Here is a 15,775-nt window from a genome sequence, read left to right as displayed (position 1 = left end):
ATGCCAGCAGCCCGGCCGGCCGAGCCCCCCACCGAGGACCTTCCCGAGGATCTGACCCGGCTCGCCGCCCTGCACGGCGTCGCCACCTCCTACCGCCCCTCCCCCGACCGCACCGTCGCGGCCTCGGTCACCGCCGTCACCTCGGCCCTGGCCGCCCTGGGCGTGGACACGAGCACCCCGCAGGCCGTGGGTGCCGCGCTCGCGGCCCGCGACACCGAACTGCGCCAACGCCTGCTGCCGCCCGCCGTGGTCGCCTGGCGCGACGGCACCACACCGCGCGCGCTGGCCGGCCTGCCCGACGGGACCCGGCTGCGCGTCGACACCGAGCAGGGCGAGCGACGCGACGGCACGGTGGGCCTCCCGGCGGGTGGTGCCGCTGAGGTTTCCGTGGCCGGTGAGGCCGTCGCGGACCGCCGGGCGGTTGCCGGTGCCGCGGGTGCTCCGGCCGGTGACGGCACCGCGCGCCCCCTGGCTGGCGACGGCTTCGCGGGCACCTCCGTCGGGGACGGCTTCCCGGGGGCCTCGGTCGGCGGTGTCCTCGTCGGTCTCCCCCCTGGCGTCCACCGCCTGACCGCCACCGCCCCCGACGGCCGGACCGCGCGCGCCCACCTGATCGTCGCGCCTGCCCGGCTGCCCGCCCCCGCCACCCGCTCCTACGGCCTCCTCGTGCAGCTCTACTCCCTCCTCTCCCACCGTTCCTGGGGGATGGGCGACCTCGGTGACCTCGGGGAACTCGCCGCCTGGGCCGGACGCGCCCTCGGCGCCGGCTTCGTACAGGTCAACCCGCTCCACGCGGCCGTCCCCGGCGCCCCCACCGACCCCTCCCCGTACCGCCCGTCCTCGCGCCGCTTCCCCGATCCCGTACACCTGCGGATCGAGGACGTGCCCGAGTTCGCGCACGTCACCGACCCCGAGCGCGCCCGGGCGCTGCGGGAGCGGGCGGCGCGGCTGCGTGCGGCCGTGCTGGAGGACGGCGCTCTCATCGACCGGGACGCCGTGTGGGAGCTCAAGCGCGCGGCGCTGGAACTGCTCCGCGAGGTCCCCCTCGGCCCCGGCCGCCGCGCCGCCTACTGCGACTACCTCGCCGAACAGGGCACCGCCCTGGAGGACCACGCCACCTGGTGCGCGCTCGCCGAGGTCCACGGCCCCGACTGGCACCGCTGGCCCGAGGGCCTGCGCGACCCCCGCTCGGCCGACACCGACCGCGCCCGCACCGCCTTGATGGACCGCGTCGACTTCCACTCCCGCCTCGCCTGGCTCACCGACACCCAGCTCAGGGCCGCCCAGCACAGCGCCCGCGAGGCCGGCATGCCGCTCGGGATCGTCCACGACCTCGCCGTGGGCGTACACCCGCGCGGCGCCGACTCCTGGGCCCAGCAGGAGTGCTTCGCCGCCGGCATGTCGGTGGGCGCCCCGCCCGACGCCTTCAACGCCCGCGGCCAGGACTGGGGCCTGCCGCCCTGGCGTCCCGACCGCCTCGCCGCCTGTGGGTACGCGCCCTTCCGCGGCCTGCTGCGCGGCCTGTTCCGCTACGCCGGAGCCCTGCGCATCGACCACGTCATGGGCCTGTTCCGGCTCTGGTGGGTCCCCGAGGGCCACCCGCCCACCGAGGGCACCTACGTCCACTACGACGCCGAGGCCATGCTCGCCGTCCTCGTTCTGGAGGCGTCCCGCGCCGGTGCCGTGGTGATCGGCGAGGACCTGGGCACCGTGGAGCCCGGCGTGCGCGAGGCGCTTCGCGAGCGAGGGGTGCTCGGCACCTCGGTGCTCTGGTTCGAACGGGACTGGGAGGGCGACGGCCGCCCCCTGCCCCCCGACCGGTGGCGCGCCGACTGCCTGGCCACCGCCACCACCCACGACCTGCCCTCCACCGCCGCCCGCCTCACCGGCGAACACGTCGACCTCCGCGAGCGGCTCGGCCTGCTCACCCGCCCGCTGGAGGAGGAACGGGCCGAGGCGTCGGCCGACACGGCCGAGTGGCTGGACGTCCTGGCGCGGTTCGGGCTGCTGCACGGCACCGGAGGAGACCCCGGCACCCCCTCCGAGGAGGCCGGCATCCAGGCCGTCCACCGCTTCCTGCTGCGCACCCCCGCCCGCATGGCCGGCATCTGGCTCCCGGACGCCGTCGGCGACCGCCGCCCGCAGAACCTCCCCGGCACCTGGGACCAGTACCCGAACTGGCGCCTGCCGATCGCCGACGCCGAGGGCCGCCCCGTGACCCTGGAGGACCTGGCCGCCTCCCCGCGGCTGCACGCCCTGATCGACGTCGTGCGGGAGCGCGCCGGACACGGGGAGAGCCGCCCCGAAGGCCGCGCCCGGCCCCCGTACGGCACCCCGGGCGCGCGTGCCTGACGGCCGTTCGCTAACTTTGCACCGTGGACAAGAAGAACGCCCTGCGCGCCGGCGCCCTGGCAGCCGGTACGACGCTGATGATGCTGCTCATGTCGTCCCCCGCGCTCGCGCTGACCCGCGACGACGGCGACGACCCCGGCACGGGCCTGAGCGTCATCGAGACGCTGGGCCTCTACGTTCTGGCCCCGATCGCGCTGTTCGTGGTCATCGCGGGCCTGGTCATGGTCCTGGACCGGTCCAAGGAGGAGCACCGGGTGACCTCCCGCAACATCAAGACCCGGCCCAAGGCCGACGCCAAGGCCTGACGGCCCACCTCAGCTGTACCGAGGGCGCCGGCCCTCCCGCACGCGGCACGCTGCCGCGCGGGCGGGGCCGGCGCCTTCGGCGTGCCCTCTACCCCTCGGTCGCCGACAGCAGGTCCCGCAGCAGGTCGGCCAACTGGCCGGCCCGCCCGGCGTCGAGGGCGGCGGACAGGGCCTCCGTCTGCACGGCGAGCCCCGCGCCGACCGCCTCGTCGACGAGTTCCCGCCCCTTGTCGGTGAGCGTGACCCTGAGGCCCCGGCGGTCGTGCGGGTCGGGGGAGCGGCGCAGGAGACCGGCCCGCTCCAGTTTGTCGAGCCGGCCCGTCATACCGCCCGTGGTGAGCATCAGGGTCGCCGAGAGCTGACGGGGCGAAAGCGCGTACGGCTCGCCGGAGCGGCGCAGCGTCGCCAGGACGTCGAACTCGCCGCGGGAGATCCCGAATCCTGCGTAGACCCTGTCCATCCGCTCGCCGATCGCGCGCGAGAGCCGGTTGACGCGCCCGAAGACCTCCATCGCGGTGGTGTCGAGGTCGGGCCGGACCACCGCCCACTGGCCGATGATCGCGTCGACCGGGTCCTTGTGCTGCTGGGGACGCTCACTCATGGGACGAGTATCGACGGCCCTCAGGTCGGCCGCAAGAAAGTGGCTTGCCGATAAGTGGCTTGGAAGTAAGCTACTTACCGCCGACCTACTCGAAGGGGCCTCCCGTGGCCGCGAACCGTCCCGCCCTCATCGCCCTGACCGCCCTGGCGCCCGTTTCCTGGGGCACGACCTACGCCGTCACCACCGAGTTCCTGCCGCCGGACCGGCCCCTGTTCACCGGGCTGATGCGCGCCCTGCCCGCCGGCCTGCTGCTCCTCGCCCTCGCCCGGGTGCTGCCGCGCGGCGCCTGGTGGTGGAAGGCGGCGGTCCTGGGCGCGCTCAACATCGGGGCCTTCTTCCCGCTGCTGTTCCTCTCGGCCTACCGCCTTCCGGGCGGCATGGCCGCCGTCGTCGGCTCCATCGGCCCGCTCTTCGTCCTCGGGCTCTCCGCGCTGCTGCTCGGGCAGCGGCCCACCACCCGCTCCGTGCTCGCCGGGGTCGTGGCGGCGTTCGGCGTGAGCCTGGTGGTGCTGAAGGCGGCCGGGGCGCTGGACCCGCTCGGCGCGCTGGCCGCCCTCGCCTCCACCGCCTCCATGTCCACCGGCACCGTGCTCACCAAGCGGTGGGGACGCCCCGACGGCGTCGGCCCCCTCGCCCTGACCGGATGGCAGCTGACCGCGGGCGGCCTGCTCATCGCCCCGCTCGCCCTCCTGGTCGAGGGCGCCCCGCCCGCCCTGGACGGCCCGGCGGCCGGCGGCTACCTCTATCTGGCGCTGGCCAACACGGCCGTGGCGTACTGGCTCTGGTTCCGGGGCGTGGGCAGGCTCTCCGCCACCCAGGTCACCTTCCTCGGCCCGCTCTCACCCCTGACCGCCGCCGTCGTCGGCTGGGCCGCGCTCGGCGAGGCGCTGACGCCGGTGCAACTGGCGGGCATGGCGCTGGCGTTCGGGGCGACGGTCGCGGGACAGCTCGTGTCGCGGGGCGGGACCGCGGCGGAGCCCCGACCTTTCAGTTCTCCTGCACAGAACAGTCGAAAAGATTCGATGGACCTGACGGATGCGACGCTGCGACGGTAGAGCCACCGCCATCGCCGACCAGCGAAAGGAACTCCGTGGCCGTAGCCGAACACCGGATCAGCACCGCGGCACCCACCGCCGCACGGCCGGGACCGGCCGCCCCCGTCGCCCTCGGCATCGGGCTCGCCGTCCTCGCCACTCTCGTCTGGTCCGGCAGCTTCGTCACCTCCCGGGCCCTCGGCGACAGCGTCCCGCCCGTCCAGCACGCGTTCTGGCGCTGGGTGGTGGCCCTCGCGGCCGTCGCCCCGTTCGGCGCCCGGCGGGCCTGGCGGCAACGCGCGCTGATCCGGCGCCACCTCGGCTTCGTCCTCCTCGCCTCCCTGCTGGGCGTCACCGTCTACAACACCCTCGTCAACCAGGCAGGAGTCACCACACCCGCCGCCAACATGGGCATGATCATGGCCGCGTCCCCGGTGCTGATGGCGCTCTGGGACCGGGCGGGCGGCGTACGGCTCGGCCCGCGCCGGGTCGCCGGGCTGTTCATCGCCTGCGCGGGCGTGCTGCTGCTGGTCGGCGGCGGGGTCTCCTTCTCGGCCGGTGACCTGTGGATGATCGCCGCCGCCTGCTGTTTCGGGTCGTACAGCGCGCTGCTGCGCCGCAGGCCGGCCGAACTGGGCGGCGCGGCCTTCCTGTTCACGACCTTCCTCTTCGGCACCCTCATGCTGGTGCCCGCCCACGCGGCCAGTGTCGCCGTACAGGGCGGCTTTTCCCCGTCGCCCGGCACCGTCCTGCCCCTCCTCTACGTCGGCATCGCCTCCTCCGCGGTCGCCTTCTTCGCCTGGAACAGGGCGGTCTCCCTCATCGGCCCGACCCGCGCCGGGATCGTCTACTACCTCCAGCCGGTGTGCGTCGCCCTGCTGTCCTGGGCGCTGCTCGCCGAACCGACCGGCTGGGCGCAGGCCGGCTGCATGGCACTGATCCTCAGCGGTGTCGTCCTCGGCGCGGGGTCGCGCACGTAGGGGCCGGGCCCCACGGATAGGTTGCCGCCATGGCCGACTGGGAGATCCGCAAGCTGCAGATCCTGCGCACGCTGCGGGAGAGGGGCACGGTGACGGCGACGGCCGAGGCGCTGAACATGACACCGTCCGCCGTGTCCCAGCAGCTGACGAACCTCTCCAGGCAGCTCGGCGTGGACCTGCTCCGGGCCCGGGGCAGGCGGGTCGAACTGACGGACGCGGCGCGGCTGGTGCTGCGGCACGCCGAGGCGGTCTTCGAGCAGCTGGAACGGGCCGACGCCGAGCTGGCCGCCTACGTCCACGGGGAGGCCGGCGAGGTCCGGGTCGGCGCCTTCTCCACCGCCGTACCGGCCCTGGTCGTACCAGCCGTCACCGCGCTGCGGGCGACACACCCCGGGGTGGCGGTGCGGGTGCGGGAGGCCGAGGCGCAGGAGGTGTACGAGCTGCTGGCCGCCGGGGACGTGGACCTGGCCCTGTCCCTGGCGGCCCAGGCGCCCACCGCCGCCGACCCGCGCTTCACCCGCGTCCCGCTGCTGGCCGACCCGCTGGACGTCGCGCTGCCCGCCGGCCACCCGCTGGCCCGCACGGACGGGCTCCGCCTGGCCGACCTCGCCGCCGAACCGTGGATCTTCGGCGGCAGCGGCCCCTGGTCCGACATCACCCGAGCGGCGTGCGAGACGGCCGGCTTCCGCCCGTACCAGGCCCACACGGCGGCCGGCTGGACGGCGATCCTCGCGATGGTCGGGGCGGGCATGGGCGTGGCCCTGGTCCCGCGCATGGCGGCCGTGCCGCGGGACGGCGCGGTGATGCGCGAGCTGCACGCGGACCGGCCCGTCCGGCACGTCGTCGCGGCCGTGCGCAGGGGCGCCGGGGAGGGCGCGGCCGTCGGCACCGTCCTGACGGCCCTGCACACGACGGCACGAGCCCGCCTCACCGAGTCCGCACACCGCCCGGACCACTGAGCCCTGGGTGCGGCCCGCTCGCGGGCGGTCCCGGTGTGCTGGTGCCCGGGGAGGGCGCGGTGGCGCGGCTCCGTGCTGGTGGGCCGTGCGAGGCGCGAGCGGGTTTCGCGGCAGGGGAGGCGGCCCGACCCGTGCCTGGCGTACCGCCGAGCGCTCAGGACGTGCTTCGGGGGCGCCCGGACTGTGCCGGACGCCCCCGAGGGCGTGCCGCCGCTACGCGGACGCGGCCGCCGCGTCCGCGGCCTGGGCCCTCAGCGCGCGCTCGACGCCCGAGCGGGACTCGGAGACCAGGCGGCGCAGGGCCGCGTTCGGCTCGGCGGAGGACAGCCAGGCGTCCGTGCGGTCCAGGGTCTCCCGCGACACCTGCACCGCCGGGTACAGGCCGACCGCGATCTGCTGGGCCATCTCGTGCGAACGGGACTCCCAGACGTCCTTCAGCGCCTCGAAGTACCGCTCCGTGTACGGCGCCAGCAGCTCGCGCTGGTCGGTCTGGACGAAGCCGGCGATGACCGCCTCCTGCACGGCGTTCGGCAGCTTGTCGGACTCCACGACCGACTCCCAGGCCTCCGTCTTGGCCGCCTCGGTCGGGCGGGCGGCACGTGCGGTGGCCGCGTGCCGCTCACCGGCGGCCGTCCTGTCCCGCTCGTACTCGCTCTGGATCTCCGAGCCGCCGAACCGGCCCACCGCCGCCAGCCGCTGCACGAACGCCCACCGCAGCTCGGTGTCGACGGCCAGGCCCTCGATGGTCTGCGTGCCGTCGAGCAGCGCGTCGAGCAGGTCCAGCTGCTCCGGCGTCCTGGCCGTCGCCGCGAACGCCCGCGCCCACGCCAGCTGGTGGTCGCTGCCCGCCTCGGCGGCCCGCAGGTGGGCCAGCGTGGCCTCGGTCCAGCGGGTGAGCAGCGCCTCGCGGGCGTTCGGGTCGGCGTACTGGTCGATGGCCAGCTTCACCTGGCGGTGCAGCGACTGCACCACACCGATGTCGGACTCCTTGCCGATGCCGGACAGCACCAGGGAGAGGTAGTCGCGGGTCGCCAGCTCCGCGTCCCGGGTCATGTCCCAGGCCGACGCCCAGCACAGCGCGCGCGGCAGCGACTCGGTGAAGTCGCCGAGGTGCTCGGTGACGACGGCGAGGGACTGCTCGTCGAGGCGGACCTTGGCGTACGACAGGTCGTCGTCGTTGAGCAGGACCACCGCCGGACGGGGCTTGCCCACCAGCTGCGGTACGGCCGTCAGCTCGCCGTCCACGTCCAGCTCGATGCGCTCACCGCGCACCAGTTTGCCGCCGGCGTCGAGGTCGTAGGCGCCGATCGCGATGCGGTGCGGGCGCAGGGTGGGCTCACCCTTGGCGCCGGCGGGCAGGGCGGGGGCCTCCTGGCGGATCGCGAAGGACGTGATGACACCCTCGGCGTCCGTCTCGATCTCCGGGCGCAGGACGTTGATGCCGGCCGTCTCCAGCCACGCCTTCGACCAGGTCTTCAGGTCGCGGCCGGAGGTCTCCTCCAGCGCGCCCAGCAGGTCGGACAGGCGCGTGTTGCCGAAGGCGTGGCGCTTGAAGTACGCCTGCACGCCCTTGAAGAACGCCTCTTCACCGACGTACGCGACGAGCTGCTTGAGCACGCTCGCGCCCTTGGCGTACGTGATGCCGTCGAAGTTGACGAGCACGTCGTCCAGGTCGTTGATGTCCGCCATGATCGGGTGCGTGGACGGCAGCTGGTCCTGCCGGTACGCCCAGGTCTTCATCTGGTTGGCGAACGTCGTCCACGAGTGCGGCCACTTCGAGCCCGGCGCGGCGGCCTGGCAGGCGGCCTCGGAGTAGGTGGCGAACGACTCGTTGAGCCACAGGTCGTTCCACCACTCCATGGTGACCAGATCGCCGAACCACATGTGGGCCAGCTCGTGCAGGATGGTGGCCGCCCGGCCCTCGTACGCGGCGTCCGTCACCTTGGAACGGAACACGTACTGGTCGCGGATGGTCACCGCGCCCGCGTTCTCCATCGCGCCGGCGTTGAACTCCGGCACGAAGAGCTGGTCGTACTTCGCGAACGGGTACGCGTAGTCGAACTTCTCCTGGAACCAGTCGAAGCCCTGCCGGGTCACCTCGAAGATGGCGTCCGCGTCCAGGTGCTCGGCGAGCGAGGGACGGCAGTAGATGCCGAGCGGGACGGACTGGCCGTCCTTCTCGTAGACGCTGTGCACCGAGTGGTACGGGCCGACGATGAGCGCCGTGATGTACGACGAGATGCGCGGGGTCGGCTCGAAGACCCAGACGTTGTCCTGCGGCTCGGGGGTGGGCGAGTTGGAGATGACCGTCCAGCCCTCGGGAGCCTTCACGGTGAACTGGAAGGTCGCCTTGAGGTCCGGCTGCTCGAAGCTCGCGAAGACGCGGCGCGCGTCCGGCACCTCGAACTGCGTGTACAGGTACGCCTGGTCGTCGACCGGGTCGACGAAGCGGTGCAGGCCCTCGCCGGTGTTGGTGTACGCGCAGTCGGCGGCCACCCGCAGGATGTTGCGGCCCGGCAGCAGCCCCGGCAGGGCGATGCGGGAGTCCTGGAACACCTCGGCGGGGTCGAGGGCGTCGCCGTTCAGCGTCACCTCGTGGACCGTCGGCGCGACCAGGTCGATGAAGGACTCGCCGCCGCCCTCGGCGACGTCGAAGCGCACCGTGGTCACGGACCGGTAGGTGCCGCCCTCCTGCGCGCCGGTGAGGTCGAGATCGATCTCGTACGAGTCAACGGTCAGCAGCTTCGCCCGCTGCTGCGCCTCTTCGCGAGTCAGGTTTGTGCCAGGCACGCGGTCATCTCCTCGTTATGTGTGGGTTGCGCCATCCTTCCACGTGGCCGGGACGGAACGCGATGTCCATTTCCCGCCGGTGCGCGGGCCGGGCGCGCGCGAGCCTGGGGCCATGCAGCACTACACCGTACGGCCCATCCCGCCGGCCGCCCTGAAGGAACTGCGCACCGCCGACGACGCGGGCCGCGCCCCCGCCCCGTTCACCGACGACGAGGGCGGCGCCCCGCTCCGCTGCTGCCTGCGCCGCAGCCGCCCGGGGGAGGGGATCGCCCTCGTCTCGTACGCCCCGCTGCGGCGCTGGGCCGCGGCGGCGGGCGCCGACCCGGGCGCCTACGACGAGCAGGGACCGGTCTTCGTCCACGCCGAGGAGTGCGCGGGACCCGAGACGGACGACGCCCTCCCCTTCACCAACGCGCACCGCGTCCTGCGCCGCTACTCGACCGGCGGACGCATCCTGGGCGGACGCCTGACCGGGGACCCCGGCGCCTTCGCGTACGCCCTTGGGGAAGCGTTCGACGACCCGGCCGTGGCGCTCGTCCACGTCCGGGCCGTCGAGTACGGCTGTTTCCTCTACGAGGTGCGGCGGGGCCGAGCCCCAGGGGTCTAGCCCTTCAGCTCCGCCGCCACCAGCTCCGCGATCTGCACCGCGTTCAGGGCCGCGCCCTTGCGCAGGTTGTCGTTGGAGACGAACAGGGCGAGGCCGTTGTCCACGGTCTCGTCCCGGCGGATGCGGCCCACGTACGACGGGTCCTGACCGGCCGCCTGCAGCGGGGTCGGCACCTCGGAGAGCGCCACGCCGGGGGCGCCGGCCAGCAGCTCCTTGGCGCGCTCCACGTCGATCGGGCGGGCGAAGCGGGCGTTGATCTGGAGGGAGTGGCCGCTGAAGACGGGCACGCGCACGCAGGTGCCGGAGACCTTGAGCTCCGGGATCTCCAGGATCTTGCGGGACTCGTGGCGGAGCTTCTGCTCCTCGTCCGTCTCGTGCAGGCCGTCGTCCACGATGGAGCCGGCCAGCGGCAGCACGTTGTACGCGATCGGCGCGACGTACTTCTCCGGCTTCGGGAACTCGGCCGCCGAGCCGTCGTGGGTGAGCTTGGGGGCGTCGTCGCCCACCTTCTTCACCTGCTCGAACAGCTCGTCCACACCGGCCAGCCCGGAACCGGACACGGCCTGGTAGGTGGCGACGACCAGGGCTTCGAGGCCCGCCTCGGCGTGCAGCGGACGCAGGACCGGCATCGCGGCCATCGTCGTGCAGTTCGGGTTGGCGATGATGCCCTTGGGGCGGTCGGCGATCGCGTGCGGGTTGACCTCGGACACCACCAGCGGGACCTGGGGGTCGCGGCGCCACGCGGAGGAGTTGTCGATCACGACCGGGCCCTGCGCGGCGACCTTCTCGGCCAGGGCCTTGGAGGTGGCGCCGCCCGCGGAGAACAGCACGATGTCCAGGCCGGAGTAGTCGGCGGTGGCCGCGTCCTCCACCGTCACGCCGTCCAGGTCCCTGCCGGCGCTGCGGGCGGAGGCGAACAGCCTCAGCTCGGTGACCGGAAAGTTCCGTTCCGTGAGGATCCTGCGCATGACCGTGCCGACCTGACCGGTGGCTCCGACGATTCCGACCCTCACGGTGACTCCTTCTCCGTTGTGCGCGTGTCTTCACGCGCGCTTTGCTCGGCCGAGACTTTTCCATCATGCGGCGAGGCCCGGCCCGCCTGTCCAATTCTTTGCGCGGTGTGCCCGCACCGTGGGACGCGGCGGCTCGGGCGGCAGGTGCGGTCCTTGCGCGGAAACCCCGGCTGAGCTGCAGAAATTCCGCCGACCGGCCCCCGCGCCGCAAGCTGTGCTGTTCCGCCCCTGCCCATCGCTTCCCACCCCACACGACGATGTGACGTATGCCTCGTGCCGGGGCGGGCGCGATCCGGCGAACGTTTCTGGCCCCTGGGGCGTCATAGGGGAAACACGGCGAGGGGAGGGGTGGCCGTGCTGCGCGGAAGGGCCCGCCGCGGCCAGGAGGACGCCGTACCGGACGATCCTCTGGACGCGGCTCAGGAACGGCGGGTGCGGGCGGTGCTCGCGCTCGGCGGCGTGCCGCAGGCGGACCTGCCGGACGGGGTGCAGCAGGTCCGCCTCAGGCTGCTGGAGCGGACGGCGAGCGGACGGGAGGCGCCGCGCGACGTGTCCGCGTGGGCGGCGGTCGTCGCCTCCAACCTGGCCATGGACTGGCACCGGGCCAGGCACCGTCAGGCCCGGCTGGGCGAGCGCCTGGCCGCCCTGCGCCAGACCGACCAGCCCTCCGGCGAGGAGACGAGCCTGCTCTCCCTCGCCGTCGCCCAGGGCCTGGACGAGCTGCCCGACATCCAGCGGCAGGTCGTCGTGCTGCGCTTCTACGCCGACCTGCCGGTGCGCGGGATCGCCGAGGAGCTGGGCATCCCCGAGGGCACGGTCAAGAGCAGGCTGCACACGGCGGTACGGGCGCTGCGGGCCCGGCTGCACGAGGACGAGGTGGTGTGAGATGGCCGCCGAACAGAATGCCGCCGGGCAGCAACCCCCCGGGCAGCACCCCGCCGGGCACGACGCGCTGATGGCCGCGGTCTCGGGCGAGCGGCTGCCGCCCGAGGCGGGCGCGGACGCCCACGGCGAGTACCGGTCGGCGGCCGCCGACGTGGCGCTGCTGCGGGAGCAGCTGGACGTCCTCGGGCGCGCCCTGAGCGAACCGGCTCCCGAACCGCGGACCGCCGCACCGGCACCGCGCACGCCCGTCAGCCACCCCCGGCGCCGGTCCTTCCGCCTCGCGCCGGGCGTCCTCGCGGCGGCGTGCGCGGGCGTCGTGGTCACGGGTCTGGGGTGGCTGGTGGTGCAGACCGGCGGCGGCACGGACGACGCGGCCGGCAAGGCGGCGTCCGGCGTCCAACGGGACGACTCCGCCCCCGGCCAGGAGGCCGGGCTCGTCTTCGGCACCCCCCGCTACCTCGCCTGCGCCCACCTCGTCGCCGAGGGCACGGTGACCGGCGCCGAACCGGTCCCGGGTGCGGCCCGGCACCGGATCACGCTCCGGGTGACCCGCTCGTACGCCCCGGGGGCGCGCACCGGATCGACGGCCGGTACCGGGCCCGAGTCCGGCGCCGGGCCGCGGACGGGCGCCGAGTCGGTGGCCTTCCTCCTGGACGACGCCACCGCCGCGCTCCGCCCCGGCGACCGGGTGCTGGTCGGCGTCGCGCGGGACGGGGCCGGCGCGGACACCGTGATCACCGGCGAGCGGGACATCGCCACCGCCCGCGCCCGGATCACCGCCTCCCTGCCCGAGTCCCGCACCCTCACCTGCGGCTGACCTGCCGGAGCAAGCCGAAGGGGCGGGCGCCCCGCGGAGCGCCCGCCCCTCCCGCCTGCCGCACCGGACTACGGCACGACCGTGCCGATCCGCACGCTGCCGAGCCCCGCGGCCGTGCCGTGGGCGTTCACCAGCTGGACCTGGCCGAAGAACTCACGGCCCTGAGGCGCTGCGGCCAGCGCCGTGACGCTGCCGGAGACCGTCGCCGAGTCGCCCGTGCCGAGCTTCACCGGCGCCGAGCCGTCCACGGTGACCGAGCCGAGGGCGGCGGCGAAGTACACGTCCCGGTAGTCGTACTCCGTGCTGCCCGACGGCACCGAGTAGCCCACGACCTCGACGGTGTAGGTGCCGGCGGCCGGCTTCGGCACGGAGACCGACTCCTCCGAGTCGCCGTCGGCGGACTGGCCGACGACGTTGCCGTCCTTGTCGTAGACCGTCAGGTCCAGGTCGGAGGCCGCGTCGGAGACGCCGCCGATGGCCACGTCCAGCGACTCGGCGCCCTCGGGCACCTCCACCGTGGACCTCTTCGTCTCACCCTGCGCTATCGACGGGCGGGACGTCTCGGCCGAGCCGAGCGGGCCGCCGACCAGCTTGCCGTCGATCGGGCCGTACCGGTTCGTCACCTTCCAGGAGGCGTCGGCCGGGGTGCCGGCCTTGGCCTCGGGCACCGTCACGACCTCCGGGTCGAACTCCGCGCCGAGGACGGTGACGTCCAGCTCGTACGGGTTGTCCAGCAGCGGCGAGGTGCGCCGCGACTCGACCTCGATCTCCCAGACGCCGGGCTGCGGGTCGGCGTACGCGCGCACGTCGGGCCGGCAGCCGTTGCCGTCGAGGTAGTTGTTGTAGCAGTACGGCGTGGAGGTGTTGTCGACCGGGACGCCGTACGGGTGAATGGCGATGAACCGGGTCTGGCTGCCGCTCTTCAGCCCGCTCATCGCGACCTCGAGCGTCTTCGCGCCCTCGGGGACGGTCACGAAGTACGACTCGGTGCTGTTGCGCTGCACGGAGTCCTTCGCGGAGAAGTCGTACTCCAGCGGGGCCGAGGCCACGACCGTGGTCAGGACCAGCTTGTCGGTGCCCTCGGTGCGCGGGTCGTCGACCTCGAGGATCGCGCTCTTGATGCCCTCGGAGCGCGGCTTCGCCTGCACCTTGACGGTGACCGGCTCGTTCAGCGGCAGCCGCACCTCGTCGGAGCCGACGATGCGGAAGGTGCGGTCGGTGTTGTTCTCGAAGTGCAGCTCGTGCCGGATCGCCCGGTCGGCGCCGGAGGTGCGGGTGAGCGTGATCTCGTACGTCTTGCGCTCGCCCGCCTCCAGCCCGCCCTCACGGTCGTAGAGCCCGGTGCCGTGGCCCGGGGTCTTCAGGAACTGGTCGATCGCGGTGTCGACCGGCGCCTTGACCGTGTACTCGTGGGCGGTGGCGCCCTTGAGGATCGAGCGCCAGGCGTCGGGGATGTTGATCAGGCCCGCGCCCTCCTCGTACGCCTGCACGCCCTTGATGTGGTCGGCGGTCGAGGTCAGCGCCGTGCGCAGCTTCGCCGGGGTCAGGTCGATGTCCGCCTGCTTCGCGGCCGACAGCAGCAGCGCCGAGGCGCCGGCGGCCTGCGGGGAGGCCATCGACGTGCCCTGGAGCATGCCGTAGCCGGCGGGCAGGTCGTAACCCGCCTCGGGGACCGGGGCGCCCGGCACCCAGGTCTGGATGGTGTTGACGGCCGCGCCGGGCGCGGTCAGCGTCGGGGTGAAGCCGCCGTCCTCACGCGGGCCGCGCGAGGAGAACGGCATCATCGCGTACTTCTTCTTCACCGCGGAGCCGTAGTTGGCGGCCCAGGTCTCGCGCGAGATGGAGGCGCCGACCGAGATCACCTTGTCCGCCAGCGACGGGTCGCCGATGGTGTTGGCGCCGGGGCCGGAGTTGCCCGCGGAGATGACGAGCTGGACGCCGTAGGTGTCGATGAGGCGCGTGTACAGCTCGGCGCGCGCGTTGTTGCCGTCGTTGAGCGCGGGCAGGCCGCCGATCGACATGTTGACGATGTCGACGCCGCGGTTGACGACGAGGTCGATCATGCCCTCGGTGAGCGCGACGTTGGTGCAGCCGCCGCTCCAGGTGCAGGCGCGGGACGAGACGATCTTCGCGCCGGGCGCGGCACCGTCCATCCGGCCGCCGAACAGCCCGTTGGCGGCGGCGAGTCCGGCGACGTGCGAGCCGTGCGAGCCCTCGATGACGCCGATGTTGACGAAGTCGGCCTTGGCGCCGGCCGCGTTGTAGACGACGTCCTCACGGATCTCGACGACGAACGGCTGGCGCTCGGCCACGTCCGTCTTCGGGTCGTCGGTGCCGAAGTACCCGATCTGGAAGCCGTCCTTGTAGGGCTTCATCGGGGTGTCGTCGGCGAAGTCGTGGTTGCCGTTCAGGTCGACGCGGACCGTGCCGGCCGCCTTGTCGTACAGGACGCCCCAGGAGTCGGTGGTGTCGCCGTCCCGGTTGGCGTCGCCCGCGGCGTCACCGCCGGTGGTGTACGACTCCAGGAAGGTGCTGACCTGGTAGGAGCCCGCCGGGGCCGTCCAGGTCTTCCCGCCGTAGGTGAAGGTGGGTCCGGAGACGGAGGTGAGCATCGGGCGCCAGGTGCGGTCGCCGTCGACGACCGGATCGGTCGCGGTGACCCAGTCGACGATCTTGCGCTCGCCGGTGGTGGTCTTCTGCAGCGCCGGATGGGCGAGGTCGACGCCCGAGTCGAGGATGCCGATGGTGACGCCGCGGCCGTCCGCCTTCGGGTACTTCTTCACGAAGTCGACGGCGCCCGTCTCGAAGGACGGGTTGTACGGGTTCTCGGCGGGGGTGCGGCGGTCCGGCGCCGGGTAGCTGCGGCCCTTGTGGTGCTCGCCGCCCTTCGCCCGGTCCGCGCTCGGCGTCGGGTCGTCCAGCGGGATCTCGTCGCGCAGGTCGATGCCGTGCACGGAGGAGAGCTTGGCGGCCGCGGCGATGGCCGCGTCCGCCTCGGCGGTGGGGACGGTGGCGCGGACGTAGCCGAGTTCGTCATGGGTCCGGCCGACGCTGCCGCCGCCGACCGCGTCCAGCTCCTTCACCACCTGCTCGGTCTTGCCGGGAGCGGTGGCGACCATCATCGTGACGTTCTTCGTGCCGTCGGCCTTCGCCTCGGCGAGCAGGTCCGCGTCGTGCGAACCGAGCTTGTCGTCCGCGGACTTCACGGAGGCGTCGGCGGGCGGCACGACCTGGGGACCGTCGGCGGCGAACGCCATCGGTATCGGCCCGACGGCGCAGAGCGCGGCGGCGAGGCCCGTGGCCACGGCGGCGCGGGCCGCGCGTCTGGCGCCCCGTATCGGTTCGCGCTGGGGGGTGTGGGTCATCGGCATCCCTTGTTGGTAAAGGAACGTGAGGGTGCGACCGGGACCGATCGGTCCTGGCAGCGGTCGT

The 15,775-nt window shown here is 73.7% G+C and carries 12 protein-coding genes; 8 read left to right on the top strand and 4 right to left on the bottom strand.

Annotation, left to right across the window (positions count from 1 at the left end; all coding sequences use genetic code 11):
• The gene (malQ, locus tag ACFW47_RS03355; protein WP_386304578.1) at positions 1–2,352 is read left to right on the top strand and encodes a 4-alpha-glucanotransferase; all 2,352 of its coding nucleotides are present in this window, start codon (positions 1–3) and stop codon (positions 2,350–2,352) included.
• A gap of 23 nt (positions 2,353–2,375) precedes the next feature.
• Entirely contained in the window at positions 2,376–2,657 is a 282-nt protein-coding gene (locus tag ACFW47_RS03350; RefSeq protein ID WP_019325425.1) for a hypothetical protein, read from the top strand.
• 88 nt (positions 2,658–2,745) lie between these two features.
• Here ACFW47_RS03350 and ACFW47_RS03345 read toward each other — a convergent pair whose 3' ends face one another.
• Positions 2,746–3,258 (bottom strand): MarR family winged helix-turn-helix transcriptional regulator, encoded by a 513-nt coding sequence (locus ACFW47_RS03345; protein WP_386278651.1) that lies wholly within the window; start codon positions 3,256–3,258, stop codon positions 2,746–2,748.
• A gap of 104 nt (positions 3,259–3,362) precedes the next feature.
• On the opposite strand from ACFW47_RS03345, the gene ACFW47_RS03340 reads away from it, so the two are divergent.
• From ACFW47_RS03340 to ACFW47_RS03330, 3 genes are read left to right on the top strand one after another with little or no spacing between them, the layout of a single operon-like run.
• Positions 3,363–4,313, top strand: a complete 951-nt coding sequence (locus ACFW47_RS03340) for an EamA family transporter (protein WP_386304577.1) — start codon at positions 3,363–3,365, stop codon at positions 4,311–4,313.
• Positions 4,314–4,348: 35 nt separating this feature from the next.
• A complete protein-coding gene (locus ACFW47_RS03335; protein WP_386304576.1) occupies positions 4,349–5,272 on the top strand; it encodes a DMT family transporter in 924 nt (307 codons plus the stop codon).
• 29 nt (positions 5,273–5,301) lie between these two features.
• A complete protein-coding gene (locus ACFW47_RS03330; RefSeq protein ID WP_386278657.1) occupies positions 5,302–6,231 on the top strand; it encodes a LysR family transcriptional regulator in 930 nt (309 codons plus the stop codon).
• 213 nt (positions 6,232–6,444) lie between these two features.
• Here ACFW47_RS03330 and pepN read toward each other — a convergent pair whose 3' ends face one another.
• A complete protein-coding gene (pepN, locus tag ACFW47_RS03325) occupies positions 6,445–9,021 on the bottom strand; it encodes an aminopeptidase N (RefSeq protein WP_386304574.1) in 2,577 nt (858 codons plus the stop codon).
• A gap of 112 nt (positions 9,022–9,133) precedes the next feature.
• Between pepN and ACFW47_RS03320 the strand changes: the two genes are divergently transcribed.
• On the top strand, positions 9,134–9,628 hold the full coding sequence (locus tag ACFW47_RS03320; protein WP_386304571.1) for a DUF1203 domain-containing protein: 495 nt from the start codon (positions 9,134–9,136) through the stop codon (positions 9,626–9,628).
• Here ACFW47_RS03320 and ACFW47_RS03315 read toward each other — a convergent pair.
• The gene (locus ACFW47_RS03315; protein ID WP_386304568.1) at positions 9,625–10,641 is read right to left on the bottom strand and encodes an aspartate-semialdehyde dehydrogenase; all 1,017 of its coding nucleotides are present in this window, start codon (positions 10,639–10,641) and stop codon (positions 9,625–9,627) included. The genes ACFW47_RS03320 and ACFW47_RS03315 overlap by 4 nt on opposite strands.
• Positions 10,642–10,995: 354 nt before the next feature.
• On the opposite strand from ACFW47_RS03315, the gene ACFW47_RS03310 reads away from it, so the two are divergent.
• Complete coding sequence (locus ACFW47_RS03310) at positions 10,996–11,526, top strand: RNA polymerase sigma factor (RefSeq protein WP_386278665.1); 531 nt, start codon at positions 10,996–10,998, stop codon at positions 11,524–11,526.
• 1 nt (position 11,527) lies between these two features.
• Positions 11,528–12,343 (top strand): hypothetical protein, encoded by an 816-nt coding sequence (locus ACFW47_RS03305; protein ID WP_386278667.1) that lies wholly within the window; start codon positions 11,528–11,530, stop codon positions 12,341–12,343.
• A gap of 68 nt (positions 12,344–12,411) precedes the next feature.
• Here ACFW47_RS03305 and ACFW47_RS03300 read toward each other — a convergent pair whose 3' ends face one another.
• Complete coding sequence (locus tag ACFW47_RS03300; RefSeq protein ID WP_386304565.1) at positions 12,412–15,708, bottom strand: S8 family serine peptidase; 3,297 nt, start codon at positions 15,706–15,708, stop codon at positions 12,412–12,414.
• Between the last annotated feature and the right edge of the window lie 67 nt (positions 15,709–15,775).

It is taken from the genome of Streptomyces sp. NPDC058796 (assembly GCF_042745235.1).
Lineage (GTDB): Bacteria > Actinomycetota > Actinomycetes > Streptomycetales > Streptomycetaceae > Streptomyces.
The sequence above is the reverse complement of the archived record's forward strand: the minus strand, read 5'-3'. Positions and strand labels throughout refer to the sequence as shown.